Source organism: Variovorax sp. NFACC27, assembly GCF_048301545.1.
GTDB classification, from domain to species: domain Bacteria; phylum Pseudomonadota; class Gammaproteobacteria; order Burkholderiales; family Burkholderiaceae_C; genus Variovorax; species Variovorax gossypii.
Genome location: NZ_CP157613.1, coordinates 7,462,994 through 7,487,500 on the forward strand (window position 1 = coordinate 7,462,994; position 24,507 = coordinate 7,487,500).

Below are 24,507 nucleotides of genomic sequence, written 5' to 3' on the forward strand. Positions count from 1 at the left end.
GTCGTCCTTGCAGCGCGCCTGTTTCCGGGCATGGGAACTCCTCTCGTCGCAACCTGGGGAAGGCATCGGATCGATGCCCAGTCAGGCTTATCGGCAGAGTCGCGGAAAAATGAAGGCTGTCCGGGCGCTATTCTTGGCGCATTGCCTGGAATTTGCCAGCGGGCATTCCGTACCGGGGCGGCCGCAGGCGCCGCTGCGGCCCAGGCTAGTAGGTCACGGTGACCGTCACGACGTCCATGTAGCTGTCGGGCCGCACGTTGGCGCTGGCCCCCAGAACGCGGCCGTACAGGGGCAGCGCCTGAACCTGGCCGCTGCCGGTGCCCGCGACGGTGTTGGTTCCCGTGACGCTGCCCCAGGCATTTGTGCGGCCGGCGTTGCGGTAGAGCTGGTAGGCCACCGTGTCCGTGTTGCCGGGCACGCCTCCCGTCGGTGTCATCACCCCTGCACCGGAGGTCACGTTGTTGGAAGGCGTCAGCGCGACCGTGTAGGAAGTCGGCGTCGTGCAGGTGACGTTGATCGTGCTGATCTGGTCGATGTTGGCCCCGCCCGGGAGACCTGCGACGGACCCGAAGTTCAGCGGATCGGCCGTGACCAGGCAGCTCTTGGAAACGGTCGCGCTGACGATGAAGGCGAACTGGTCCGCCAGCGTCGTGCCGCACGTGGTCGGCGGAGCGCTCGTGCTCGAGGTCAGCGTGATCGACGTATGGATTCCGGCGAAGTTGTCCTGGTACGAGCCCGGAGGCACCGTGCTCTGGCCCGAGAGCAGCTCCCCGCGCATCGTGGCGGTCCCCGAGGACGTGGTGGACCGGGCGGGAATGCTGATGTTGATGGTGAACGGATTCGGGACCGCGGCGTTGCCGTTCGAGCCCCAGATCGTGCTGCTCGTCCCCTGGTAGAGCTGGAACTTCAAGGAGTTGCCTGCGCTGCTCTTCATGACGCGAGGATTGAAGTTTGTGAGACCTTCGTTGCCGTCGCCGATGTTGAAGCAGACCCTGGCGTACTCGGTGGTGTTGTTGTTGCCGGTCTTGGTGCAGGTGTAGCTCAACGTGGCATTGACGGGCGTAGCCGTGCCGGCGACCAGGTCGACCGGCCCGAAAGCCACGGCCGTCATCGACGCGGTGCAATTGATCGATGCCTGGGCGCTGCCCACCGACAGCAGCCACAGCAGCGCGCAGAACAGGGGCAGGCGCAGGGCCTGCAGCGTGCGGATCAGAAGACTCATGGTGTCTTGGCCTCCCTGGCGCAGCGCAGCGGCCCGATCTGCGGGATTGCGGCGCCGTCCTTGCGATAGTCGAAGCTGGTCCGGCAGGCGCCACCGGGCGTCTGCACGTCGAGCGTGTTGTGGGCCTGGAGCGATTCGAGATACACCGCGCCGTCGAAGCCGACCAGGGCCGGCTCGCCGCCCTGCCCGTTGACGCGCACACGGCTGCCCAGCGGCAGGGGCTTGCCCGCCTCGTCCACCAGCAGCAGCGCGGCCGCGCTGACCGGCGTGATGCCGAAGCGCACCATCGTGCCGGCGCGGTCGCTCGGCGTGGCGACCGTCTTCACGCGTTCGATCTTCACGTCGGCGGGCAGCTGCATCGGGTCGATGGACAGCTGGTTGTTCTGGTAGGAGCGCAGCGGGGCCACCAGCAGCATGCCCTTGTCGTCCGTAGTGCCGATGTCCCGGTTCTCCAGTCTCACGGGCACGCCGGCGATGCCATCGGTGGAGACCACCGCGAAGGCGTCGTCGATGCGCCGGGCCGCGAAGGGCTGCCCGCCCATGACCGCGATCGAGCCGGTGGCGCCGGCATAGGCGAAGCGGCTGTCGCCGAGCACGCTGATGCCGGCCATGGCGCGTCCGTAACGGCCCAGGTAATCGATCTCGGCCTGTCCGCCGTTCTGGCCCCCACCCTGGCGCAGGCCGGCGCGCCAGCCGATGCCGCCGTCGCCCGGCATGGAGCTCTGCGCATCGGCGGTGTAGACGGTCTGGCCGTTGTCGCGCTGCACGCCGGCGCTGGCCGTGATGTTGCCGTCCAGCGCCCAGGTGAAGCCGACGAAGAGGCTGCGCTCCCGGCGGTTGTCCAGGTTCTGGTTGAGGCTCACGTTCATCGAGGCGCGGCTTCCGATCGCCCTGAACCAGTAGACGCTCGCCATGCGCGTCGCCTCCTGCGCCGGGTAGCGCAGGTAGAGGTAGCTGAGGCCGAAGCTGCCGAAGTCCTTGGTGGTGTAGCCGATCGACGCCCGGCCCGAGCCGCGCGGCGGCGCGCTGCCGTACAGGGAGGCGACGTCGCGGTATTCGCCGCGCGTGCGCGTGCCCTCGACCGCGAAATTGAACTGGTTGTCGCGCCAGCTGTAGCCCAGGTTGAGCAGCGAACCCTGCTCGCCGCGATAGCTGCTGTGCGCCACGGCGCCCGTGAACACGCCGCTCTGCCCGAGCAGCCATGCACCGCCGACGCCACCCTTGACCAGCCCCTTGGTGGCCTCGCCGTGCGCCTCCAGCGTGAAGCCGTTGCTCACGCCGTAGCGCCAGGTACCGGTGGCGGCGGGGTCATTGCCGTAGTCGTTCGAGCGCAGGCCGTAGTTCTTGCGCACCACGCCGAGATCGACGGACCAGTCGGACAGGCCTTCCTGCAATAGCCGCTGGGTGTCGTACAGCGAGAAGTCGAGCGTCGTGGCACGACCGAAGGCGTCGGTGAGAACCACCTGGGCGTTGCCCGCGCCGTTGATGCTCGGAACCGTGTTCAGTTGGAAGGGCCCCGCAGGGACCTGGCCCGTGTACTGGCGCAGGCCGTTGATGTAGAGCTCCACCTGCGAGGGCAGCGTGGCCGACCCAAGGAAGGCCGGCAGCGGGGTGGTGGTGCGATAGGGTTGCAGCGAAAAGTTGCGCGAAAGCTGGATGCCGCCGATCCGGGTCGAACGCGACCACGGCAGCGACGCGGTGGTGGTGTCGCCCACGCGAAGCGTGAGCATGTCATCGGGAAACGACTGGCTCCAGGTGGTGTCGAGTCGCACCGAGTCGTGCGTCCAGTCCTCGTTGCCGGAGCGGTAGGCGCGCGACATCATCGTGCTGGTGAACACGCTGCTTCCGCTGAAGGCGCGCACTTCGGCAAGCGCGTTGAGGCTGGAGCTGTTGCCCCGGCCCTGCGTGCCATAGAGGTCGTAGTTGAGCAGCAGGCCGGGCGATGCGCTGGCCTTCGGCGTGAGGACCGTCGATGTGTTCACCACGGTCGTGGGCAGCCGCAACACGTCGGCGGAGGCGTTGATTGCAACGCTCTGCGTTGCCGCGTCGTACGCGACCTTGACGCCGGGAAGGCTCTTGAGCCTCACGGGATCGGACACGCCCGCCGGCAGGATAAAACCCAGTTGCCGCAGCGTCGCGGCGCTGGCCCAGAGTTCCCGGTCGCGCAAGCCGAAATGCACCAGCCCCTGGGGATTGCCGTTGAGGCTCAGCTCGAGATAGAGGTCGTTGCCGGTCGGACCGGTGAGGTCGCCTTCCGCGGCGGATGCGACCAGCCATGAACCCGGTCCGGCTGCAGTCTTCTCGGCCTGGGCGTTGAATGGCGCCAGACCCGACAGAAGCAGCAGTGGGAGCAGGCGCTCAGCGGACGCGTGGAAGTGGCGGAATCTTTTCCTGCGTCGCGTTGCCATTGATCTTCGTTTCCAGGACGCCGCCGGAAGCAAATGCTTCCACGGGAGTCTTCAAGGGCCAACGCATGCTCGCGCCCGGCAGGACGTAGCCCATCAGGCCGCCGTGCACCGCGGTGCGGCGGCCGGCGGTATCGACAAAATCCAGATCGGCAAGCTGGGCGTGCATGCCGCCGCCGTTGGCGACTTCGAGCAACGCCTGGCCGCCTTCGCGGCGCAGCGACCACGTGAGCTGGGGCGTTGTCGGCTGTGCCCCAGCGGCTGCGATGAAGATGGGCACCGAATAGCGCAGCACGAGCTGCAGGCCCTTCTTTTCCTTCATCTCGACCGGCAGCTCATCGATGATGACCCGGTACGAGTTCTCGACCGCGCCGGCGGGAATGCCGGTGCGGATGACGCGGATCAGCTGCCGCTCGGACGGGGCCAGCTGAACCATCGGCGGGCTCACGAGGAGTTCGCGCGAGGGCGTCAGCTTTTCGGCTCCGTTCTCCTGCGCCCACTGATAGACCCGCACCTGGGCATGCACCACGTCGTCGCCGGTGTTGCTGAGCCAGAGGCCATCCGCGTTCTGCGTGGCCTGCAGCGTCAGCGTGACCGGAGAGACCTGCAGCCCGCTCGCCGAGGCGGCCGCGTGCGCCAGCAGGGCGAGCGCGAGGGCAAGGGTGTGGCGCAGCAGGCGGTGCACGGTCTGTCTCAGGCAATGGATCAGTAGTTGACCTGGACGGTCACGGTGTCGGCATAGGCGCCGGGCGTCACGTTGGCGCTCGCGACCGTCGCAAACACGGGAATCGACTGGGCCGCGCCGGTGCCGGTGCCGGCCACACCATTGCCAACCGCGGTGGGCGTGGCGGTGTTGCCCCAGATGGGACCTGTCGCGCTCACCGAGCGAAGCTGGTAGGCAATGGTGTCCGGGCCAGCCACGATGGGACTCATGAAGCCGGCGCCGGAGGTGTCGGTGGCGGCGGTGCTCGAGGGCTGCAGGCCGATGTTGTAGGGCGTCGACTTGGAGCAGGTCACGCTGATGTTGCTACTGGCCGACAGGGCAGTGGCGGCGGAGGTCACCGAGCCGAAGTCGATGTTCGAGCCCGCACCTGCCGTGACCGAGCAGGCCTTGGTCACGGTGATGAGGACCTTGAACGTGGAGCTGGCCGTGTCGGCGATCGCCGCGCTGGTGGCCATGACTGCAAGGACGGCGGCAACGATGAGGGTAGGTTTTTTCATGAGAAGCAGGACTCTCGGTTATCGAACGCGTTGATGAAGAGAGAAATGAGGCCCAAAGTTCACAAATTTGGGACTGTGAATTTTAGTTAACAATTGGCAGAAAGGGTGAGTTACTGTTACAGAAACAACCAAAACTCTTTCCCGACAGCCGCGTTTTTCCAGGCCAGCGTGACTTTTGTTACGAAATTAGGCCACTCGTCGGTCAGCCTCCCGACGGTTCCGTCGCACGGCTACCACGCCGCCCCAAACCAGTGCACCACCACTGGCACGTCGCTTGCATAACCTGACCACTTGCTCTGATTAAGCGGTCAAACACACCATGCGCGTGCTCGTCGTCTACTGCCATCCGGTCGAAACCAGCTTCCACGCCGCCCTGCACCAGGAGGTGCTGAAGAACCTGCGCGCCGCCGGGCACGAGGTGGACGACTGCGATCTCTACGCCGAGGGCTTCAACCCGGTGCTCTCGCGCGAGGAGCGGCTCGGCTATCACGACGTGCCCTCAAACCAGCTGCCGCTGAAGCCTTATGTGGAGCGGCTGCAGTGGGCCGAGGGCATCGTGTTCTGCTTTCCGACGTGGTGCTTCGGCCTGCCGGCGATGCTCAAGGGCTACTTCGACCGGCTCTTCATGCCGGGCGTGGCCTTCGACATCAGCGACCCGGCCAACGTGAAGCCGATGCTCACGCACATCAAGCGCATCAGCGCCGTCGTCACCTACGGGCGGCCGCGCTGGATGGCCATCTACATGGGCGATCCGCCACGCAAGATCGTCACGCGCTACATGAAGCGGCTGACCGGCCAGCGCGCGAAGGTGGACTACCACGCCCACTACCACATGAACGTCGCGACCGAGCCCCAGCTCAAGCGCTTCATGGCACGCGTGGGCCAGGCGATGGCGCGCTTCGCATGAACGCGCCCGCCCCCACCCTGCTCGACAACGTGCGGCTGCCGCGCTGGCTGCTGCCCGGCGGCTGGCCGCAGCACGACGGCGTGCCGGCTCTCGCGCGCATCGCCATCGATGCGGGCCGCGTGCAGTCGGTGCAGCCGGCCGCGTCCGAGCCGTCGCCTTCCGCCTGGGACCTCGCCGGCACGCTGGCCCTGCCTGGGTTCGTCGACGTCCACACGCATCTCGACAAGGCCTTCACCCTGCCGCGCATGAAGCAGGTGGAGCCCGGCCTGCTCGGCGCCATCGACGCGATGCTGGCCGACCGCGTGCACTGGACGCCCGCCGACGTGCGCGAGCGCGCCTCGCGCGGCCTGCAATGGGCCTGGGAATGCGGCACGGCGCACCTGCGCACGCACGTCGACTGGTGGGAGCCCGATGCCGTGCCGATGGCATGGCCGGTGATGGCCGAGCTGGCACAGGAGTGGGCCGGCAGGGTTCGGCTGGAGCAGGTGAGCCTCATCAAGCTGCCGCTCTTCGAAGACGCCGCGCAGGCCATGCGCCTTGCCAGGCAAGTGAAGGCGACCGGGCCGCATGCGCTGCTCGGCGGCTTCGTGCATTCGACCAACTGGAGCGAGAACGCACTGCGCAACCTGCTGCTGTCGGCACAGGCCTGCGACCTCGACATCGACCTGCACGTCGACGAGGAACTCAACGCCTCGGCCGTCGGCCTGCAGACCACCGCCCGCATCCTGCGCGAGATCGGCTACGAAGGCCGCGTGGTCTGCGGCCACATCTGCGCGCTCGCGGCCCAGCCCGAGGCGCAGGCCTTCGCCACGCTCGACGCGGTGGCGCGCGCGCCGATCACTGTCGTTTCGCTGCCCGCCACCAACCTGCTGCTGCAGGACGCAGTCACCGGCCGCACGCCGCGCCTGCGCGGCATCACCCTGGTGAAGGAGGCGCGCGACCGCGGCATTCCGCTGCTCTTCGCGAGTGACAACGTGCAGGACCCCTTCTGCCGCCTGGGCAGCTTCGACCCCGTGGAAGCGCTTGGCACCGCCGCGCTGGTGGCCCAGCTCGACGAGCCCTTCGACACCTGGTCGCAGGCGCTGTGCCGCAGCGACTGGCTGCAGCGCGCACCTGCGTCGGCCACGCCTTCGCTGGTCGGCCGTTCCGCCGACCTGGTGCTGTTCACGCAGGCCGACCGCCACGGCTGGCCCTCTCGCACCGCCACCCGCGTGGTGCTGCGCGAGGGCCGCGTCACGCACGGCGACGCAACGCCTTTCTTCCCCAAGTAAGAGAACAAGGACTTCCCATGCTCCACGGCTACATCCCGCCCCACCGCTTCCTGCCCTACCTGAGCTGGACCGAGATCGCCGCGCTGCCCGATCGCGAGAACACAGTCATCGTGCTGCCCTGCGGCGCCATCGAGCAGCACGGCCCGCACCTGCCGTGCTCGGTCGACAGCGTGATCTGCTCGGGCGTGATGGGCAAGGCGCTCGAGAAGCTGCCCGCAGAGGTGCGCGCCTTCGCACTGCCGACCATCACCTACGGCAAGTCGGAAGAGCACCTGCACTTCCCGGGCACCATGACGCTGACCGGCACCACGCTGCTGTCGACCGTGATCGAGATCGGCGAGTCGGTATACCGCTCGGGCTTTCGCAAGCTGCTGTTCGCCAACGGCCACGGCGGCCAGCCGCAGGTGCTGGAGATGGCGGCGCGCGAACTGCGCCTGCGCCACGGCGACTTCGTGGTGGTACCGCACGGCGTGTCTCGCCTGCCGAGCGCTGCGAGCAAGCAGGTGAGCGAGCAGGAAAAGAAGCTCGCGATGCACGCAGGCCATTCCGAGACGGCGCTGATGCTCGCGCTGGCGCCCGAGACGGTGCACATGGAGCACGCGGTCGCCAACTTTCCGCCGCCATTCCCGATCAAGCTGCTGTCGGCCGATGGCCGTCCGGCCTGCGCCTGGACCTCGCGCGACTTCGGCCCGAGCGGCGTGATCGGCGACCCGACCACCGCCACGCGCGAACAGGGCGAAGCCATCCTCGACACGCTCTCCGACAGCTGGGTGCAGGCACTGACCGAGCTGCACGCGCTGCGCTGGGTGGTGCGCGAAGAAGCCACCTGGGAGCGCGGGCACCAGCAGGGCTTCGTGCAGCAGAGCTTCCAGCCGGCCTGAGCCCGGCCCGAGCCCGCTTCTTGCAACGGCCGCTTCTCCTTTTCCTTCTTCTTCAACTCCCCTGCCACGAGAGGTTCACTCCATGCGCTCCTTCGCACTGTCCATCGCCGGCGCCGCCGCCATCGCATTCCTCGCCGCCGCACCCGCGCAGGCCGAGGACAAGTTCACCTACATGACCAACTGGTACGCGCAGGCCGAGCACGGCGGCTTCTACCAGGCCGTGGCACAGGGCATCTACAAGAAGTATGGCCTCGACGTCACCATCAAGATGGGCGGCCCGCAGGTCAACATCACGCAGATGATGGCCGCCGGCCAGGCCGACTGCATCATGGGTTCGAGCGACATCCAGATGATGCAGGTGCGCGAAGGCGGCGTGCCGGTGGTCAACGTGGCGGCCTTCTTCCAGAAAGACCCGCAGGTGCTGATCGCGCACGAGGACGTGAAGAAGTTCGAGGACCTCAAGGGCAAGACGCTGCTGATCGGCGCCCAGGCGCAGCGCGGCTACTGGCCCTGGCTGAAGGCGAAGTTCGGCTTCACCGACGAGCAGACGCGCCCCTACACCTTCAACATCCAGCCCTTCGTTGCCGACAAGAACACCGCGCAGCAGGGCTACCTCACCTCCGAGCCCTACGCCATCCAGAAGGCCGGCGTGAAAAGCACCGTGCTGATGTTCAGCGACCACGGCTTCCCGGCCTACGCGACCACCGTGTCGTGCATGGAGAAGACGGTGAAGGACCGCAGCAAGCAGGTCGCCGCCTTCGTGAAGGCCTCGGCCGAAGGCTGGAAGAGCTACCTCGCCGACCCGGCGCCCGCCAATGCCCTCATCAAGAAGGACAACCCCAACATGACCGACGACCAGCTGGCCTACAGCGTGGCCAAGCTCAAGGAGATGGGGATGATCACCGGCGGCGACGCGGCCAAGCTCGGCATCGGCGTGATGACGGATGCGCGCGCCAAGGCCAGCTACGACTTCCTGGTGAGTGCGAAGCTGCTCGACCCGTCGAAGGTTGAGCTGGCGAAGACCTACAGCACCGAGTTCGTCAAGGACGCCAAGGTCCTGCCCTGACGCTCCGGCATTGCCCTGAAACCAGGCGGCCGCGCAATGCGGCCGTTCTCGAAAGGCCTCACGAATGAATCGCATCGACCCTCACACGCTGGCGCCCCCGCCTGAACTCGCGCCCGCCGTGCCGGCAGTGGAAGTGCTCTCGGCCGAGAAGACGTACCCCAACGGCACGCAGGCGCTGCTGCCGGTGGACCTGTCCATCGCCGAGGGCGAGTTCGTCACCCTGCTCGGCCCCTCGGGCTGCGGCAAGAGCACGCTGCTGAAGATGGTGGCGGGCATGCTCGAGCCCAGCGACGGCCGCCTGCTGGTGTGGCGCAGGCCGGTGGCGCAGCTGCACGACTGCCCGCACAAGATGTCCTTCGTGTTCCAGTCCCCCACGCTGATGCCCTGGGCCAGCGTTCGCACCAACGTGCGGCTGCCGCTGGACCTGGCCGGCGTGCCGCGCAAGGAGGCCGATGCGCGGGTGACGGAATCGCTCGCACTCGTGGGGCTCGAGAAGTTCGCCGACGCGCTGCCGCGCGCACTCTCGGGCGGCATGCAGATGCGCGTGTCGATCGCGCGCGGCCTCGTCACGCAGCCCGACCTGCTGCTGATGGACGAGCCCTTCGGCGCGCTCGACGAGATCACGCGCCACAAGCTCGACGCCGACCTGCTGGAGCTGTGGCGCAAGAAGAAGCTCACGGTGATCTTCGTGACGCACTCGATCCACGAGGCGGTGTTCCTGTCGAGCCGGGTGGTGATGATGGCCGCGCGGCCGGGCCGCGTGGTGGAGGAGTTCCGCATCGACGAGCCCTATCCGCGCAGCGCGGACTTCATGGTCACGCCAGAGTTCGCGCGCCACGCCAAGCGGCTGCAGGACAGCCTGCTGCGCGCCAGCAGCACCGACGAGGAGGCCGCACGATGACCGCCAAGGCCGTTCCCCTGCTGGGCCAGCCGCGCGTGCAGCGCGTGCTCTACCCCGTGCTGATCGGCGTGGTGCTGGTCGCGCTGTGGCAATGGATGGTGGTGGCCATGGAGCTGCCGCCCTACCTCGTGCCCTCTCCGTACCTGATGGTGCAGACGCTGGTGACCGACTGGGCGCCGCTGGGCAACGCGCTGCTGGTCACGCTGAAGATCACGGTGCTTTCGTTCCTGCTCGCAACGGTGGCGGGCGTGCTGATCTCCTTCCTGTTCGTGCAGAGCAAGCGCATCGAGACCGCGCTCTTTCCGTACGCGGTACTGCTGCAGGTGACGCCGATCGTGGCGGTGGCGCCGCTCATCATCATCTGGGTGAAGAACCCGGTGGCGGCGATGACGGTGTGCGCGGCGCTGGTGGCGCTGTTCCCGATCATCAGCAACACCACGCTGGGCCTGCGCAGCATCGACCCCGACCTGCAGAGCTACTTCAAGCTCAACCGTGCCACGCGCTGGCAGCAGCTGGTGCGGCTGCGCATTCCGAGCGCGCTGCCCTACTTCTTCGGCGGACTGCGCATCTCCAGCGGCCTCGCGCTCATCGGCGCGGTGGTGGCGGAGTTCGTCGCGGGCACGGGTGGCTCCGGCGCGGGGCTGGCCTACCAGATCCTGCAGGCGGGCTTCCAGCTGAACATTCCGCGCATGTTCGCGGCCCTGCTGCTCATCTCCCTCACCGGTGTCGCGCTCTTCGTGCTGATGGCCTGGCTCACGAAGCTGGCGCTGGGCTCGTGGCATGCGAGCGAACTTTCCCAGGATTGAACCTTGACCATGAACGCTCCTGTTTCCGCCATCGAGCAGCTGTTGCTCGAACTGCCAGACCTCGACTGGATCACCGACGAAAGCCGCGTCACGCGGCTGTCCTCCGACTTCTCGTGGTTCAGCCCGGTGCTCGTGCGCCAGCTGAAGGACAAGCGCGCCGACGTCGTCGTGCGCCCACGCACCGAGGAAGAGATCCGCGCGGTGGTCGGCGCCTGCGCGCGCCGCTGCGTGCCGATCACCATCCGCGGAAGCGGCACCGGCAACTACGGCCAGACCACGCCGCTGGCCGGCGGCGTGGTGCTCGACATGACGGGCTACAACACTTGCCTATGGGTGCGCCCGGGAGTGGCGCGCGCGCAGGCCGGCATCCGGCTCGGCGAGCTCGAGAAGCAGACGAAGCCTACGGGGCAGGAACTGCGCTGCGTGCCCTCCACCTACCGCAGCGCGACGCTGGGCGGCCTGTTCGGCGGCGGCTTCGGCGGCGTGGGCTCCATCAACTACGGGCCGCTGGGCGCGCCGGGCAACGTGATCGGCATCCGCGCGATGACCATCGAGGCCGAGCCGCAGGTGGTCGAGTTGCGCGGCGCGGAGGCGATGCGCATGCATCATTTGTGGGGCACCAACGGCCTCGTGCTGGAACTGGAGATCGCGCTGGCACCCGCGCATCCGTGGCTCGAGACGCTGGTGACCTTCGGCGACTTCGAAAGCGCGCTGAACTTCGCCGACAAGCTCGCGCACGCGCCGGGCATCGTGAAGCGCGGCGTGACCTTCTTCGCGGCGCCAATCTCCGACCATCTGGCGCAACTGGCCGCGCATCTGCCGAAGGGCTGCCACACGGTGCTGTCGCTGGTGGCCGAATCGTGCGAGCCCGCGTTGCTGCAGCTGGTGGAAGCGCACGGCGGCACCGTGAGCTACCGCAAGACTGCCGCCGAGGTGCAGAAGAGCAACCGCACGCTGATGGAGTTCACCTGGAACCACACGACGCTGCACGCGCTGAAGATCGACCCGAACCTGACCTACCTGCAGAGCGGCTTCATTCCCGGCAGGCACGTCGAACAGGTCATCGAGATGGAGAAGCTGCTGGGCGCTGAGCAAGGCGAGGTGATGATGCACATTGAGTTCCTGCGCAACGTGGCCGGCCTCATGACCTGCAGCGGGCTGCAGCTGGTGCGCTTCAGCACCGAGGAGCGGCTGCAGGAGATCATGCGCATCCATCGCGAGCACAACGTGCACATCAACAACCCGCACGTGAACATCGTCGAAGACGGCAAGGCCGGCGGGCCGCTGCCGCCGGAAGTCATCGAGGTGAAGAAGCGCTTCGACCCGCTGGGCCTGCTGAACCCGGGCAAGCTGCGCGACTGGCCGGTGAAGGCTCTGCCCGCAGCAGCCTGATGCTCAGCGCCGGCGGCGGCCCTGCACCCAGGTCACCGCCACGATGGCCATGGCCAGCAGCCACAAAGGCCAGAGGCCGAAGGGCGCCACCCAGCGCGCGAAGGGCGTGAGGCCGCGCCGGCCTTCCACGTTCGCTTCGAGCACGCCGCGCGTGAGGCGCGGCAGCTCGTGCGTCACGCGGCCCTGGGCGTCGATCACCACAGTTGCGCCGGTGTTGGTGGAGCGCACCATCGGCCGCGCGAATTCGAGCGCGCGCATGCGCGAGATCGACAGGTGTTCGTCGATGGCGACGGTGTCGCCGAACCACGCGATGTTGCTCACGTTGAGCAGGATGGTGGGCGCCGTGGCCTCGTCGCGGAAGTTCGCGCCGATCTCGTCGCCGAACAAATCCTCGTAGCAGATGTTCGGCGCGATGCGCTGGCCCTGCCACACGAAGGGCGCCTGCGCGAGGCCGCCGCGCGCGAAGTCGCCCAGCGGGATGTTCATCATCTGGATGAACCAGCGGAAGCCCGGCGGAATGAATTCGCCGAAGGGCACCAGGTGGTGCTTGCTGTAGACGTAGGGCTGCGCGTCGCCGGGGCGGAAGCCGAGCACCGAGTTGCTGTAGGTGCCCTGTCCGCCAAGGGGCAGGCCGACGATGGCCGCCTGCGTGCCCTGGCTGTAGCGCGCCCGGATCGCGTCGAGATAGCCGGCCGGCAGTTGCACGGGCAGCAGCGGCAATGCGGTCTCGGGCGTTACGACGAGCGAGGCCTTGGCATCGCGCAGCTGTTCGCCGTACCAGCGAAGCGCGGTCTCGATACCGCCGCCGGGAATGAACTTCTCGTCCTGCGGGATGTTGCCCTGCAGGAGAGCGACGTTCAGGCTGCCGGCGGTGCCCTTCGCACTCTGCACGTCTTCGCGAAGCGCGGGCACGAGATTCGGCACGGCGAACACCAGCGCGACCAGCACCACGACCTGCACGGCTTCGGCAATGCGAAGCGGGCGATGGTGCAGCACGATCAGCGCGACGACCAGCGCAGCAGCCGCGCCGATGCCGTACACGCCCACCCATGGCGCGAGCGCCGCGAGTGGTCCTTCGACATGCGCATAGCCGCCCGCGCCCCATGGGAAGCCCGTGAACCAGCTGCCGCGCACCAGCTCCGCGAGCGTCCAGAGCGCGGCGAAGACCACCGCGCCTGTCACGCGTCCCTCGGGTCCGCGCACGACGAACCATGCCGCTGCGATGGCGTAGTAAAGGCCCAGCGCAGCCGCCAGCGCGAGCACGGCGATGGCCGCAAGCGGCGCAGGCAGGCCGCCATAGGTGTGCATCGAGATGAAGAGCCACCAGAAGCTGCCGGTGAGCCAGGCGGTGGAGAACAGCCAGCCATGCAGGCCGGCGCGACGCCAGCCGGCGCCCTGCGCGCGCAGGCCGTCGAGCAGCCAGACGAAGGCGCCGAGCGACAGCAGCTGCAGCCACCACAGCGGCTTGCCGCCCGCGGGCGAAGCCATCGACAGCGCCTGGGCGAGCCCGGCGGCGACGAAGCCGAGCGGGCGAAACAGGGAAGCGAGGGAGGAAGCCTGCGCGCGAGCCATCAGTCGGCCGCGTCGCCGCCGCGTGCCGGGGACACCTTGAACCAGCGCACGGCGCCGCCCTTGGTGTGCAGCACGACGAAGTCGAAACCGCCGATCGCGTGGTGCTCGCCGCGCTTGGGCACATGGCCCATCTCGTGCGCGATCAGGCCGCCGATGGTGTCGAAGTCTTCGCTGAGCTGCTCTTCGTCGAACACGATGCCGAAGGCCTCGGCGACGCGCTCGATGGGCGTGTCGCCCGAGACGCGGTAGGTGTGGTCGGCGAGGCCGAAGATGTCGCCCTCGTCCTCGGCGATGTCGAACTCGTCCTCGATCTCGCCCACGATCTGCTCGAGCACATCCTCGATGGTGATGAGGCCCGCGACGCGGCCGAACTCGTCGATGACGATGGCCAGGTGGTTGCGGTTGCCGCGGAACTCGCGCAGCAGGTCGTTCAGGCCCTTGCTCTCGGGAACGAAGGTGGCCGGGCGCAGCAGCGCGCGGATGTTCAGGCCCGGCGCGCGCTGCAGCTTGAGCAGGTCCTTCGCGAGCAGGATGCCGATGATGTTTTCCTTCTCGCCCTCGTACACCGGGAAGCGCGAGTGCGCGGTGTCGATGACGAGGTGCAGCAGCGCGTCGAAGGGCGCGTCGATGTTCACCAGGTCCATGCGCGGCGCGGCGACCATCACGTCGCCGGCGGTCATGTCGGCCATGCGCAGCACGCCTTCGAGCATCACGCGCGACTCCGCGCCGATCACCTCGTTGTCCTCGGCGTCAGCCAGGGTTTCGATCAGTTCGTCGCGCGAGTCAGGGCCGGGGTGGATGAATTCGGCGAGTTTCTGGAGAAAGCTGCGCTTGTCTTCCCGTTCGACGGGAGCGCGTTCAGGGTGAGGGTCGGCCACTGCGGGAGGGCGGAGTTGAGGAGGAACAAGGATACCGGATTGCGTGTGACACGCTCTACCGGGCAATTCCGGCGAGGGTAAGCACGCAGGCGCCATCCGGGCGCCGGCAGCTACTGGGCCGACTTCTTGCGCGCGTCGCGCATGCCGCTGCGCACTTCCTGCAGGCTGGCTAGAAAGGCCCAGAACTGCTTGGCGCGGGTCTTGAGCGCGTAGTCGACGGCAGCGTAGTGCTCCAGTGCGATCTCGCTCATGCGGCTGTCGAAGGTGGCGCTGGGCAGCTCGAGGTGGGCTTCGGCTTCGGCGCCGCTGCGCACCACGGTGGCGCCTGCATTACGTGCGATCTTCAGCATGGCGGCGTTCTCGCTCAGCGCATGGATGAAGAGCATGCCCACGCCTTCGTTGCGCGCCACGACCACTGCGCGCTCGAACAGGCGGGCGCCGTAGCCGCGGCCGCGGGCATGGGCCGAGACCGACACGCCGAACTCGGCGCAGTCGCTGTGCTGGTCGCCGGGAGCGAAGGCCAGGTGCGCCATCGCGATAAGGTCGAGGCGGCGGTTGTAGATGCCGAAGAGCTCGTCACGCTCGAAGTCGAGGCTGTCGACGTAGCGCTGGATCTGCTCGTCGGCCGCCGCATAGCCGAAGCGCAGGTAGCGATCGTGCGGGGTGAGGTCGAGCAGGTGGCGGGCGATGCGCTCGCGTTCGCGCGGGCCGATCGAGCGGATCGGCACCATCACCGGTTGAGGCGCGCTGACGGCGCGTGGTTGCGCCTCAACCATCGGCGCTTTCAGGAAAGAGCCAATGCCGAGAGACGCTTTGAGAAGGGTCTTGGCGGTAAGCATGGCTCAAATATAAGGGTTTCCCCTTAAACAACAAGTTCGCAAGGTCAATCACGGGACACATTTGTGACCCAGTGCCAGACCGCGACCAGACCGTGTGGCTCTCACGCAACCGAAATGTAGCTAAACGGGCACAGCTGTTGTGGCTTTGACACGGTCGAGCACGAAGCTGGTCTTGCAGTCCTCCACGCTGGGGTGCTTGAGCAGGGTGTCCATGATGAAGCGGCTGTAGTGCGCCATGTCGGCCACCACCACGCGCAGCAGGTAGTCCATGTCGCCGGTCAGGGCGGCGCACTCGACGACCTCGGGCCAGGTCTGCACGCTGGCTCGGAACAGGTCCATGGGGTTGCGCTTGTGGGTCTCGGTGTGCTTTTCGAGCCGCACGTTGAGGTAGGCGGTCAGGCCCAGGCCGATGGCTTCGGGCTGGACCAGCGCCACGTAGCGGTCGATCACGCGGTGTTCCTCGAGGCGCTTGACCCGCCGCAGCACTGCACTGGGCGACAGGCTCACCTGCTCGGCGATCTGGTCGTAGGTTGCGCGACCGTCTGCTTGCAGCGTGCGCAAAATCAGCCTATCAATCTTGTCCAGTGCTTCCATTTCATCATTCTTGCAGTTTTACTGCGTGATGACCACCATGGGCGCGTGGAAACGCAGAAAACCTGAGAGGCATCCACCCTACATTGCATGACCGGCCGATTTCGCGCCTTGTTCATTCAATCCAATCAATCCCCACCTCTACCGGAGACCGCACATGAGCCAAGCCGACGCACCCGCCTTCACTCCCTGGGAGAACCCCATGGGCACCGACGGCTTCGAATTCATCGAATACGCGGCACCCGATCCGGTTGCCATGGGCAAGGTATTCGAGCGCATGGGCTTCAAGGCCGTGGCCAAGCACCGCCACAAGAACGTGCTGCTTTATCGCCAGGGCACGATCAATTTCATCCTGAATGCGGAGCCCGACTCGTTCGCGCAGAAATTCGCCCGCGAGCATGGCCCGAGCGTGTGCGCCATTGCCTTCCGCGTGCAGGATGCCAAGCAGGCCTATGAACGCGCCACGGCGCTGGGCGCATGGGGCTTCGCCGACAAGGCCGGCCCCGGCGAGCTGAACATTCCCGCCATCAAGGGCATCGGCGACAGCCTGATCTACCTGGTGGACCGCTGGCCTGGCAAGAACGGAGCGAAGCCCGGCGACATCGGCAACATCGGCTTTTACGACGTCGACTTCGAGGCTCTGCCCGGCGTGCCCCCGGAACAGGCGCTTTCGCCGTTCGGCAACGGCCTGACCTACATCGACCACCTGACGCACAACGTGTACCGCGGCCGGATGAACGTCTGGGCCGGCTTCTACGAGAAGCTCTTCAACTTCCGCGAGATCAAGTACTTCGACATCGAAGGCCAGGTTACGGGCGTGAAGAGCAAGGCCATGACCAGCCCCTGCGGCAAGATCCGCATCCCGATCAACGAGGAAGGCAAGGAGCAGGCCGGCCAGATCCAGGAATATCTGGACATGTACAAGGGCGAAGGCATCCAGCACATCGCCATGGGCTCGGACGACCTGTACGCCACCGTCGACGCGCTGCGCGCCAACGGCGTGACGCTGCTGGACACCATCGACACCTACTACGAACTGGTCGACAAGCGCATCCCGGGCCACGGCGAAAGCGTGGAAGCGCTGCACAAGCGCAAGATCCTGATCGACGGCAAGAAGGATGCCCTGCTGTTGCAGATCTTCAGCGAGAACCAGCTCGGCCCGATCTTCTTCGAGTTCATCCAGCGCAAGGGCGACGACGGCTTCGGCAACGGCAACTTCAAGGCGCTGTTCGAGAGCATCGAGCTCGACCAGATGCGCCGCGGCGTGCTGAGCGCCGCAAAATAAGGGCCCCTTCCCTTATTTACCTGCTTCTGGAGCACGCATGCGCAGCTGTACGCCTTCGATCGGTTTGACCTTCATTGCGGCGGCTGCCGCCGTTCTTTCGGGTTGCGCGATGGCGCCCGCGGCCACGCCGGCGGCCGGCGCCTCGCACCTGGACACGGTGCAGAAGGCAGCGGTGCTGCGCATCTGCACGCCGGGCGACTACAAGCCCTTCAGCTTCCAGAAGACCGACGGCAGCTTCGAGGGCATCGACGTCGACCTGATGGCGGGCTTCAGCGCCAGCCTCGGCGCGAAGCCCGAGTGGGTCAAGACCACCTGGGCCAACCTGCTGCCCGACCTGACCGCCGGCAAGTGCGACATCGCCGTGGGCGGCGTGTCGGTCACCACCGACCGCCAGAAGCGCGCCTTCTTCAGCGCGCCCTACATGGTCAATGGCAAGACGCCCATCGCGCGCTGCGCCGACGTGGCCAAGTACCAGAGCGTGGCGGCCATCGACAAGCCGTCGGTGCGCGTCATCTTCAACCCGGGCGGCAGCAACGAGCGCTTCGCCCGCGCCAACTTCAAGCAGGCCAAGCTCACGCTGCACGGCGAGAACGTGACGATCTTCGACGAGATCCTCGCCAACCGCGCCGACGTGTTCGTCACCGAGGCGGCCGAGGCCATCACACAGCAGAAGCTCAAGCCTGGCCTGTGCGCGGTCAACCCCGACAAGCCGCTGCAGTACGGCGAAATGGCATGGATGCTGCCGCGCGACGATGTGGCATTCAAGTCGTATGTCGACCAGTGGCTGCACCTGCAGCAGGCCGGCGGCGACTTCCAGCGGACGATGGACCGCTGGCTCAAGTAAGCAACGAAGCAACTCAAGACCGATCTCGATGGAAACCCCTGCAGCTGTCGTCACTCCCGCCGTCTACGGTGCCTCGGACCGCCCGCCCCGCGGCGACTATTCGCGCGGCGGCGCGGTGCTGGCCGACTACACCTGCCCGCAGGATTGGGCCAGCTACACGCCGGCCGATCACGACACCTACCGCCGGCTCTACGAGCGCCAGGTGGCACAACTGCCGGGGCTGGCCTGCGACGCCTTCATCAAGGCGCTGCCCTCGCTGGGCGTAAAGGACCGCATCCCGCGCTTCGACGAACTCAACGAGCGACTGCACCGCGCGACGGGCTGGGAGATCGTGGCGGTGCCGGGGCTGATTCCGGAGCTGCCTTTCTTCACGCTGCTCGCGAACCGCAAGTTTCCGGTGACGGACTGGATCCGCAAGCCCGAGGAGTTCGACTACATCGTCGAGCCCGACGTGTTCCACGACCTGTTCGGTCACGTGCCGATGCTGTTCGACCCGACCTTTGCCGACTACGTGCAGCGCTATGGGCAGGGCGGTATCAAGGCGCACGATCTTGGTGCCGGCGAGAAGCTGGCGCGGCTCTACTGGTACACGGTGGAGTTCGGGCTGATCCGCCAGCCGGACGGCCTGCGCGCCTACGGCGCCGGCATCCTTAGCTCGGTGGGCGAGTTGAAGCACGCGGTGCTCAGCGACGAGCCGCGGCGGCTGCCGCTCGATCTGCTGCGCACCATGCGCACGCGCTACAAGATCGACACCTACCAGGCCAACTACTTCGTGATCGACAGCTTCAAGCAGCTGTTCGACCTCACGGAGCCCGACTTCACGCCGCTGTACGAGTCGCTGGAGGTCGCGACCGACATCGAGGCCGGGGTGCTGCTGTCGGGCGAATCGGGCAAGGCCTGAATTTCCGAAGGGTTGCTCTGCGCCCTCTTCGCTGCGCGCAGCTATCGCGCGCGCGACAGCACGCGCCCTTGCCCTAGGACAAGCCCGCTGGTCGCGGAGGCAAAGTGCCTTCCACAATCCGCGCCAAAGGAGCTTGCATGCAGACCACATCTTCCGCGCGACAGAACTATCCGGCCGGCGTGCCGCACGAGATTCATCCGGAGCAGTACCGTTCGTTGCCCCAGATGTTCGACGAGGCTTTCGCCCGTTATGCCGACCGGCCTTTCTCGGTCTGCATGGAGCGCTGGATGTCCTACGGCGAGCTCGACACCCTGTCGAAGGCGCTGGGCGCCTGGCTGCAGTCGCGCGGACTCGAACCCGGTGCACGAGTGGCGATCATGCTGCCCAACATTCCGCAGTTCGCGGTCACCATGTGCGGCGTGCTGCGCGCGGGGTACACCTGCGTCAACGTCAACCCGCTGTACACGGCGCGCGAACTCGAGCACCAGCTGAAAGACTCCGGCGCGACGGCCATCGTCATCCTCGAGAACTTCGCGGCCACGCTCGAGAAGGTGATCGAGCGCACGCCGGTGAAGCACGTGGTCATGACCTCGATGGGCGACCTGCTCGGTGGCTTGTACGGCGCATGGATCACGATGGCCGTGCGGCACCTCGCGAAGCTGGTGCCTGCCTACAAGCTGCCGCTGAGCGACGGGCGCAGCGTGACGCCGTTCAACCAGGCCATTTCGGAGGGACGCGGCCGCACGCTGGGCCCGGACCAAAGTACCCTCGATTCCATTGCCTTCCTGCAGTACACGGGCGGTACGACCGGCCTGTCGAAGGGCGCGGTGCTGACCCATCGCAACATCGTCGCGGCCACCCTGCAGGCCGAGGCGTGGTTCACGCCGGCGCTGTCGCGTGCCGGCGATCTGGCGAAGGTCAACAGCATCGCGGCGCTGCCGCTGTATCACATCTTCGCGCTGACGCTGTGCCTGCTGGTGATCCGCCAGGGCTCGCACATGACGCTGATTCCGAACCCGCGCGACTTCAACAAGTTCATCGCGGTGCTGAAGAAGCGGCCCTTCCACATGCTGCCTGCGGTGAACACCTTGTTCAATGCGCTGCTGATGCATCCGGACTTCAAGTCGATCGACTTCTCGACGCTGTTCGTCTCGCAGGCGGGCGGCATGGCTGCCTCCGAAGGCACGGCGCGCAAGTGGTTCGAGGCCACCGGCTGTCCGATGATCGAAGGCTGGGGCATGAGCGAGACCTGTGCGATCGGCACGAACAACCCGGTGTCGAACACGAAGTTCACCGGGACGATCGGCCTGCCGCTGCCCAGCATCAAGATCGCGATCAAGGATGACGAGGGGAATTCGCTGCCAGACGGCCAGCCCGGGGAGCTCTGCATCAAGGGGCCGAACGTGATGACGGGCTACTACAACCAGCCGGCGGAAACCGCCGCGGCGTTCACGCCCGACGGCTTCATGCGCACCGGCGACATCGCGGTGATGCAGGAAGACGGCTACAGCCGCATCGTCGACCGCAAGAAGGACATGATCCTGGTCAGTGGCTTCAACGTGTTCCCGAACGAGCTCGAGAACGTGATCTCGCTGTGCCCGGGTGTCGTGGAATGCGCCGCAGTGGGCGTGCCCGACGAGAAGCAGGGCGAAGCCATCAAGGTCTTCGTGGTCCGCAGGGATCCGACGCTGACCGAGGATGCGGTGCTGCAGTACTGCCATTCGCAGCTGACCGGCTACAAGCGGCCCAAGCACATCGAGTTCAGGGAATCGTTGCCGAAGACCAATGTCGGGAAGATTCTGCGCCGCGAACTTCGCGTCAACGCGGGCGCCTGAACGATGAGCCATTCGTCGGCGAGCGCCGGGCTGCCGGCGAATGTCGTCGTTTTCGAGCGGGGCTGGCTCTCGTCGAACAATGTGCTGTTCGTGGGCGGCGAAGAGACAGCCATCGTCGATACGGGGTATGCGACGCATGCGGAGCAGACGGTCGCCCTTATCGAGTCGGTGCTTGGCGGCAGGCCGCTCGATCGCATCCTGAATACGCATTTGCACAGCGACCACTGCGGAGGGAACGCGGCACTGCAAGCACGTTACCCGTCAGTTCGTACGGATATCCCGCCAGGCGAAGCTGCGTTCGTCGAAAGCTGGGATCAGCAAGGCTTGAGTTTTCTGGCGACGGGGCAGACCTGTCCGCGATTCGGCTTCACCGGGCTGCTGCGGCCGGGGAGCGAGTGCGTGCTCGGGGACAGGCCGTGGCAGGTGCATGCCGCGCCGGGACACGATCCTCACTCGGTCATTCTGTTCGAGCCTGAGACGCGGACGTTGATTTCTGCGGACGCTCTATGGGAAAACGGCTTCGGCATTGCGTTTCCCGAACTGGCCGGAGAGCCTTCGTTCGACGATGTGGGGGCCACTTTGGATCTGATCGCGGAGCTTGCACCGCAGCGGGTGATTCCGGGACATGGCGCCGTGTTCGATAACGTCGATGCGGCGCTGTCTGTTGCGCGTCGGCGGCTTGACGGCCTGCGGCGCGATCCGATCAAGCATGCGCGGCACGCCATCAAGGTGCTGATGAAGTTCAAGCTGCTGGAGGTGCAGTCGATCTCCGTTGCGGATTGGGAGGCCTGGCTGCGAGGCACTGCCTATCTGGATGCAATTCGGTCGCGTTTTTTCAGCGAGATCGAATTGGATCGGCTGACCGGAGATATCTTGGCGGAATTGATAGCCGCAGGCGGAGCCGAGGTGAACATTTCAGGCCTGCACAATCTCTAGCTGCTTCTCGGTATTTTCCGTTTCCGCGACTGCAAAGCAAAAACCCCCAGCCGATATTCGACTGGGGGTTTCTGGGCTGTAAGAGCCTGACGATGACCTACTTTCACACGGGAACCCGCACTATCATCGGCGCTGAGTCGTTTCACTGTCCTGTTCGGGATGGGAAGGAGTGGGACCAACTCGCTATGGTCATCAGGCATAAAGGGTTGTCTGATTGATCACGTGATCAATCAAACGAATTCATAGAGTTTGGAATCAGCTTTGGCGAATTGTTTTGAATGCGTCAACTTGGCATAACACCTTGATCTGACTGATCAAAGTTATAGGGTCAAGCCGCACGAGCAATTAGTATCAGTTAGCTTAACGCATTACTGCGCTTCCACACCTGACCTATCAACGTCCTGGTCTTGAACGACTCTTCAGGGGGCTCAAGGCCCCGGCAGATCTCATCTTGAAACGAGTTTCCCGCTTAGATGCTTTCAGCGGTTATCTCTTCCACACTTAGCTACTCGGCAATGCCACTGGCGTGACAACCGATACACCAGAGGTGTGTCCACTCCGGTCCTCTCGTACTAGGAGCAGGCTTCCTCAAATCTGCAGCGCCCACGGAAGATAGGGACCAAACTGTCTCACGACGTTTTAAACCCAGCTCACGTACCTCTTTAAATGGCGAACAGCCATACCCTTGGGACCGGCTACAGCCCCAGGATGAGATGAGCCGACATCGAGGTGCCAAACACCGCCGTCGATATGAACTCTTGGGCGGTATCAGCCTGTTATCCCCAGAGTACCTTTTATCCGTTGAGCGATGGCCCTTCCATACAGAACCACCGGATCACTATGTCCTGCTTTCGCATCTGCTCGACTTGTCAGTCTCGCAGTTAAGCACGCTTATGCCATTGCACTATCGTCACGATGTCCGACCGTAACTAGCGTACCTTCGAACTCCTCCGTTACGCTTTGGGAGGAGACCGCCCCAGTCAAACTGCCTACCATGCACTGTCCCCGATCCAGATAATGGACCTAGGTTAGAACCTCAAACACACCAGGGTGGTATTTCAACGTTGGCTCCACAAGATCTAGCGACCCTGCTTCAAAGCCTCCCACCTATCCTACACAGATCTGTTCAAAGTCCAATACAAAGCTACAGTAAAGGTTCATGGGGTCTTTCCGTCTTTCCGCGGGGAGATTGCATCATCACAAACATTTCAACTTCGCTGAGTCTCAGGAGGAGACAGTGTGGCCATCGTTACGCCATTCGTGCAGGTCGGAACTTACCCGACAAGGAATTTCGCTACCTTAGGACCGTTATAGTTACGGCCGCCGTTTACTGGGACTTCAATCAAGAGCTTGCACCCCATCATTTAATCTTCCAGCACCGGGCAGGCGTCACACCCTATACGTCCACTTTCGTGTTTGCAGAGTGCTGTGTTTTTAATAAACAGTCGCAGCCACCGATTTTTTGCAACCCATTCATGCTCCGTTGTTCACTTCACACTAATAGGGCACACCTTCTTCCGAAGTTACGGTGTCAATTTGCCGAGTTCCTTCTCCTGAGTTCTCTCAAGCGCCTTAGAATACTCATCTCGCGCACCAGTGTCGGTTTGCGGTACGGTCGTGTGTAGCTGAAGCTTAGTGGCTTTTCCTGGAACCTCGTTCAGTCACTTCACCAGCAAGCTGGCTCGATCGTTGGCCTCGGTATATGTGCACCGGATTTGCCTAATGCACGCCTACATCCAACTAAACCGGGATATCCAACACCCGGATGACCTATTAAGATCCGTCCCCACATCGCACTACACATCGGTACAGGAATATTGACCTGTTTCCCATCAGCTACGCATCTCTGCCTCGCCTTAGGGGCCGACTCACTCTACGCCGATGAACGTTGCGTAGAAAACCTTGCGCTTACGGCGAGGGGGCTTTTCACCCCCTTTAACGCTACTCATGTCAGCATTCGCACTTCTGATACCTCCAGCACGCTTTACAACGCACCTTCACAGGCTTACAGAACGCTCTCCTACCACTTGCAATAAATTGCAAATCCGCAGCTTCGGTAACTGGCTTAGCCCCGTTACATCTTCCGCGCAGGACGACTCGATCAGTGAGCTATTACGCTTTCTTTAAATGATGGCTGCTTCTAAGCCAACATCCTGACTGTTTTAGCCTTCCCACTTCGTTTCCCACTTAGCCAATTTTAGGGACCTTAGCTGGCGGTCTGGGTTGTTTCCCTCTTGAGTCCGGACGTTAGCACCCGGTGCTCTGTCTCCCAAGCTGTACTCTTCGGTATTCGGAGTTTGCCTTGGTTTGGTAAGTCGCCATGACCCCCTAGCCAAAACAGTGCTCTACCCCCGAAGGTAATACTTGAGGCACTACCTAAATAGTTTTCGGAGAGAACCAGCTATTTCCAAGTTTGTTTAGCCTTTCACCCCTATCCACAGCTCATCCGCTAGTTTTGCAACACTAGTCGGTTCGGACCTCCAGTACCTGTTACGGCACCTTCATCCTGGCCATGGATAGATCACTTGGTTTCGGGTCTACACCCAGCGACTGATCGCCCTATTCGGACTCGATTTCTCTACGGCTTCCCTATTCGGTTAACCTTGCCACTGAATGTAAGTCGCTGACCCATTATACAAAAGGTACGCAGTCACCCTTGCGGGCTCCTACTTTTTGTAAGCACGCGGTTTCAGGATCTATTTCACTCCCCTCCCGGGGTTCTTTTCGCCTTTCCCTCACGGTACTAGTTCACTA

The 24,507-nt window shown here is 64.9% G+C and carries 20 protein-coding genes and 2 rRNA genes (1 of these 22 running past the window's edge); 12 read left to right on the plus strand and 10 right to left on the minus strand.

Features of this window, described 5'->3' with window-relative positions:
• Positions 1 to 205: 205 nt before the first annotated feature.
• The 4 genes from ABL840_RS34980 to ABL840_RS34995 are packed head-to-tail and all read right to left on the minus strand — an operon-like array spanning position 206 to position 4,848.
• On the minus strand, positions 206 to 1,222 hold the full coding sequence (locus tag ABL840_RS34980; RefSeq protein ID WP_093205988.1) for a spore coat U domain-containing protein: 1,017 nt from the start codon (positions 1,220 to 1,222) through the stop codon (positions 206 to 208).
• Positions 1,219 to 3,630 carry a fimbria/pilus outer membrane usher protein gene (locus ABL840_RS34985; RefSeq protein WP_418116106.1) on the minus strand — a complete coding sequence of 804 codons (2,412 nt, stop codon included), beginning with the start codon at positions 3,628 to 3,630 and terminating at the stop codon, positions 1,219 to 1,221. The genes ABL840_RS34980 and ABL840_RS34985 overlap by 4 nt, the downstream gene beginning before the upstream one ends.
• Entirely contained in the window at positions 3,581 to 4,312 is a 732-nt protein-coding gene (locus ABL840_RS34990; protein WP_093304711.1) for a molecular chaperone, read from the minus strand. The genes ABL840_RS34985 and ABL840_RS34990 overlap by 50 nt, the downstream gene beginning before the upstream one ends.
• Before the next feature lie 20 nt (positions 4,313 to 4,332).
• The gene (locus ABL840_RS34995; protein WP_093304712.1) at positions 4,333 to 4,848 is read right to left on the minus strand and encodes a spore coat U domain-containing protein; all 516 of its coding nucleotides are present in this window, start codon (positions 4,846 to 4,848) and stop codon (positions 4,333 to 4,335) included.
• A gap of 319 nt (positions 4,849 to 5,167) precedes the next feature.
• Between ABL840_RS34995 and ABL840_RS35000 the strand changes: the two genes are divergently transcribed.
• The 7 genes from ABL840_RS35000 (at position 5,168) to ABL840_RS35030 (ending at position 12,072) form a co-directional block, all read left to right on the plus strand.
• A complete protein-coding gene (locus ABL840_RS35000; RefSeq protein ID WP_093205994.1) occupies positions 5,168 to 5,755 on the plus strand; it encodes an NAD(P)H-dependent oxidoreductase in 588 nt (195 codons plus the stop codon).
• A complete protein-coding gene (locus ABL840_RS35005) occupies positions 5,752 to 7,026 on the plus strand; it encodes an amidohydrolase family protein (RefSeq protein WP_093304714.1) in 1,275 nt (424 codons plus the stop codon). Before ABL840_RS35000 ends, ABL840_RS35005 begins: the two co-directional genes overlap by 4 nt.
• A 17-nt stretch (positions 7,027 to 7,043) precedes the next feature.
• A complete protein-coding gene (locus ABL840_RS35010; RefSeq protein ID WP_093205998.1) occupies positions 7,044 to 7,907 on the plus strand; it encodes a creatininase family protein in 864 nt (287 codons plus the stop codon).
• An 82-nt stretch (positions 7,908 to 7,989) separates the two neighbouring features.
• Complete coding sequence (locus ABL840_RS35015; protein WP_093304716.1) at positions 7,990 to 8,973, plus strand: ABC transporter substrate-binding protein; 984 nt, start codon at positions 7,990 to 7,992, stop codon at positions 8,971 to 8,973.
• Between the two features lie 64 nt (positions 8,974 to 9,037).
• Complete coding sequence (locus ABL840_RS35020) at positions 9,038 to 9,874, plus strand: ABC transporter ATP-binding protein (RefSeq protein WP_093304718.1); 837 nt, start codon at positions 9,038 to 9,040, stop codon at positions 9,872 to 9,874.
• Entirely contained in the window at positions 9,871 to 10,680 is an 810-nt protein-coding gene (locus tag ABL840_RS35025; protein ID WP_093304720.1) for an ABC transporter permease, read from the plus strand. Before ABL840_RS35020 ends, ABL840_RS35025 begins: the two co-directional genes overlap by 4 nt.
• Positions 10,681 to 10,689: 9 nt before the next feature.
• Positions 10,690 to 12,072, plus strand: a complete 1,383-nt coding sequence (locus ABL840_RS35030) for an FAD-binding oxidoreductase (RefSeq protein ID WP_093304721.1) — start codon at positions 10,690 to 10,692, stop codon at positions 12,070 to 12,072.
• Between the two features lie 3 nt (positions 12,073 to 12,075).
• Here ABL840_RS35030 and lnt read toward each other — a convergent pair whose 3' ends face one another.
• The 4 genes from lnt to ABL840_RS35050 all read right to left on the minus strand — a co-directional run bounded on the left by lnt (position 12,076) and on the right by ABL840_RS35050 (position 15,955).
• A complete protein-coding gene (gene lnt / locus ABL840_RS35035) occupies positions 12,076 to 13,644 on the minus strand; it encodes an apolipoprotein N-acyltransferase (RefSeq protein ID WP_093304723.1) in 1,569 nt (522 codons plus the stop codon).
• A complete protein-coding gene (locus ABL840_RS35040; RefSeq protein ID WP_093206010.1) occupies positions 13,644 to 14,522 on the minus strand; it encodes an HlyC/CorC family transporter in 879 nt (292 codons plus the stop codon). The genes lnt and ABL840_RS35040 overlap by 1 nt, the downstream gene beginning before the upstream one ends.
• Positions 14,523 to 14,632: 110 nt before the next feature.
• Entirely contained in the window at positions 14,633 to 15,361 is a 729-nt protein-coding gene (locus tag ABL840_RS35045; RefSeq protein WP_093206012.1) for a GNAT family N-acetyltransferase, read from the minus strand.
• A gap of 120 nt (positions 15,362 to 15,481) precedes the next feature.
• Complete coding sequence (locus ABL840_RS35050) at positions 15,482 to 15,955, minus strand: Lrp/AsnC family transcriptional regulator (protein ID WP_093206014.1); 474 nt, start codon at positions 15,953 to 15,955, stop codon at positions 15,482 to 15,484.
• A 154-nt stretch (positions 15,956 to 16,109) separates the two neighbouring features.
• Here ABL840_RS35050 and hppD point away from each other — a divergent pair, with 154 nt between their 5' ends.
• The 5 genes from hppD to ABL840_RS35075 all read left to right on the plus strand — a co-directional run bounded on the left by hppD (position 16,110) and on the right by ABL840_RS35075 (position 21,753).
• The gene (gene hppD, locus ABL840_RS35055; RefSeq protein WP_093206016.1) at positions 16,110 to 17,237 is read left to right on the plus strand and encodes a 4-hydroxyphenylpyruvate dioxygenase; all 1,128 of its coding nucleotides are present in this window, start codon (positions 16,110 to 16,112) and stop codon (positions 17,235 to 17,237) included.
• 37 nt (positions 17,238 to 17,274) lie between these two features.
• Positions 17,275 to 18,081 carry a transporter substrate-binding domain-containing protein gene (locus tag ABL840_RS35060; RefSeq protein ID WP_093304724.1) on the plus strand — a complete coding sequence of 269 codons (807 nt, stop codon included), beginning with the start codon at positions 17,275 to 17,277 and terminating at the stop codon, positions 18,079 to 18,081.
• A gap of 28 nt (positions 18,082 to 18,109) precedes the next feature.
• Positions 18,110 to 18,982 (plus strand): phenylalanine 4-monooxygenase, encoded by an 873-nt coding sequence (gene phhA / locus ABL840_RS35065; RefSeq protein ID WP_093304726.1) that lies wholly within the window; start codon positions 18,110 to 18,112, stop codon positions 18,980 to 18,982.
• A gap of 137 nt (positions 18,983 to 19,119) precedes the next feature.
• Positions 19,120 to 20,817: an AMP-binding protein gene (locus ABL840_RS35070; RefSeq protein WP_093304727.1), complete on the plus strand. Its 1,698-nt coding sequence runs from the start codon at positions 19,120 to 19,122 to the stop codon at positions 20,815 to 20,817.
• A 3-nt stretch (positions 20,818 to 20,820) separates the two neighbouring features.
• Positions 20,821 to 21,753 (plus strand): MBL fold metallo-hydrolase, encoded by a 933-nt coding sequence (locus tag ABL840_RS35075; RefSeq protein ID WP_093304729.1) that lies wholly within the window; start codon positions 20,821 to 20,823, stop codon positions 21,751 to 21,753.
• Between the two features lie 84 nt (positions 21,754 to 21,837).
• Here ABL840_RS35075 and rrf read toward each other — a convergent pair.
• Positions 21,838 to 21,950: ribosomal RNA gene (rrf, locus tag ABL840_RS35080) — 5S ribosomal RNA — on the minus strand.
• A 127-nt stretch (positions 21,951 to 22,077) separates the two neighbouring features.
• Positions 22,078 to 24,507, minus strand: a 23S ribosomal RNA gene (locus tag ABL840_RS35085) (it continues 441 nt past the right edge of the window).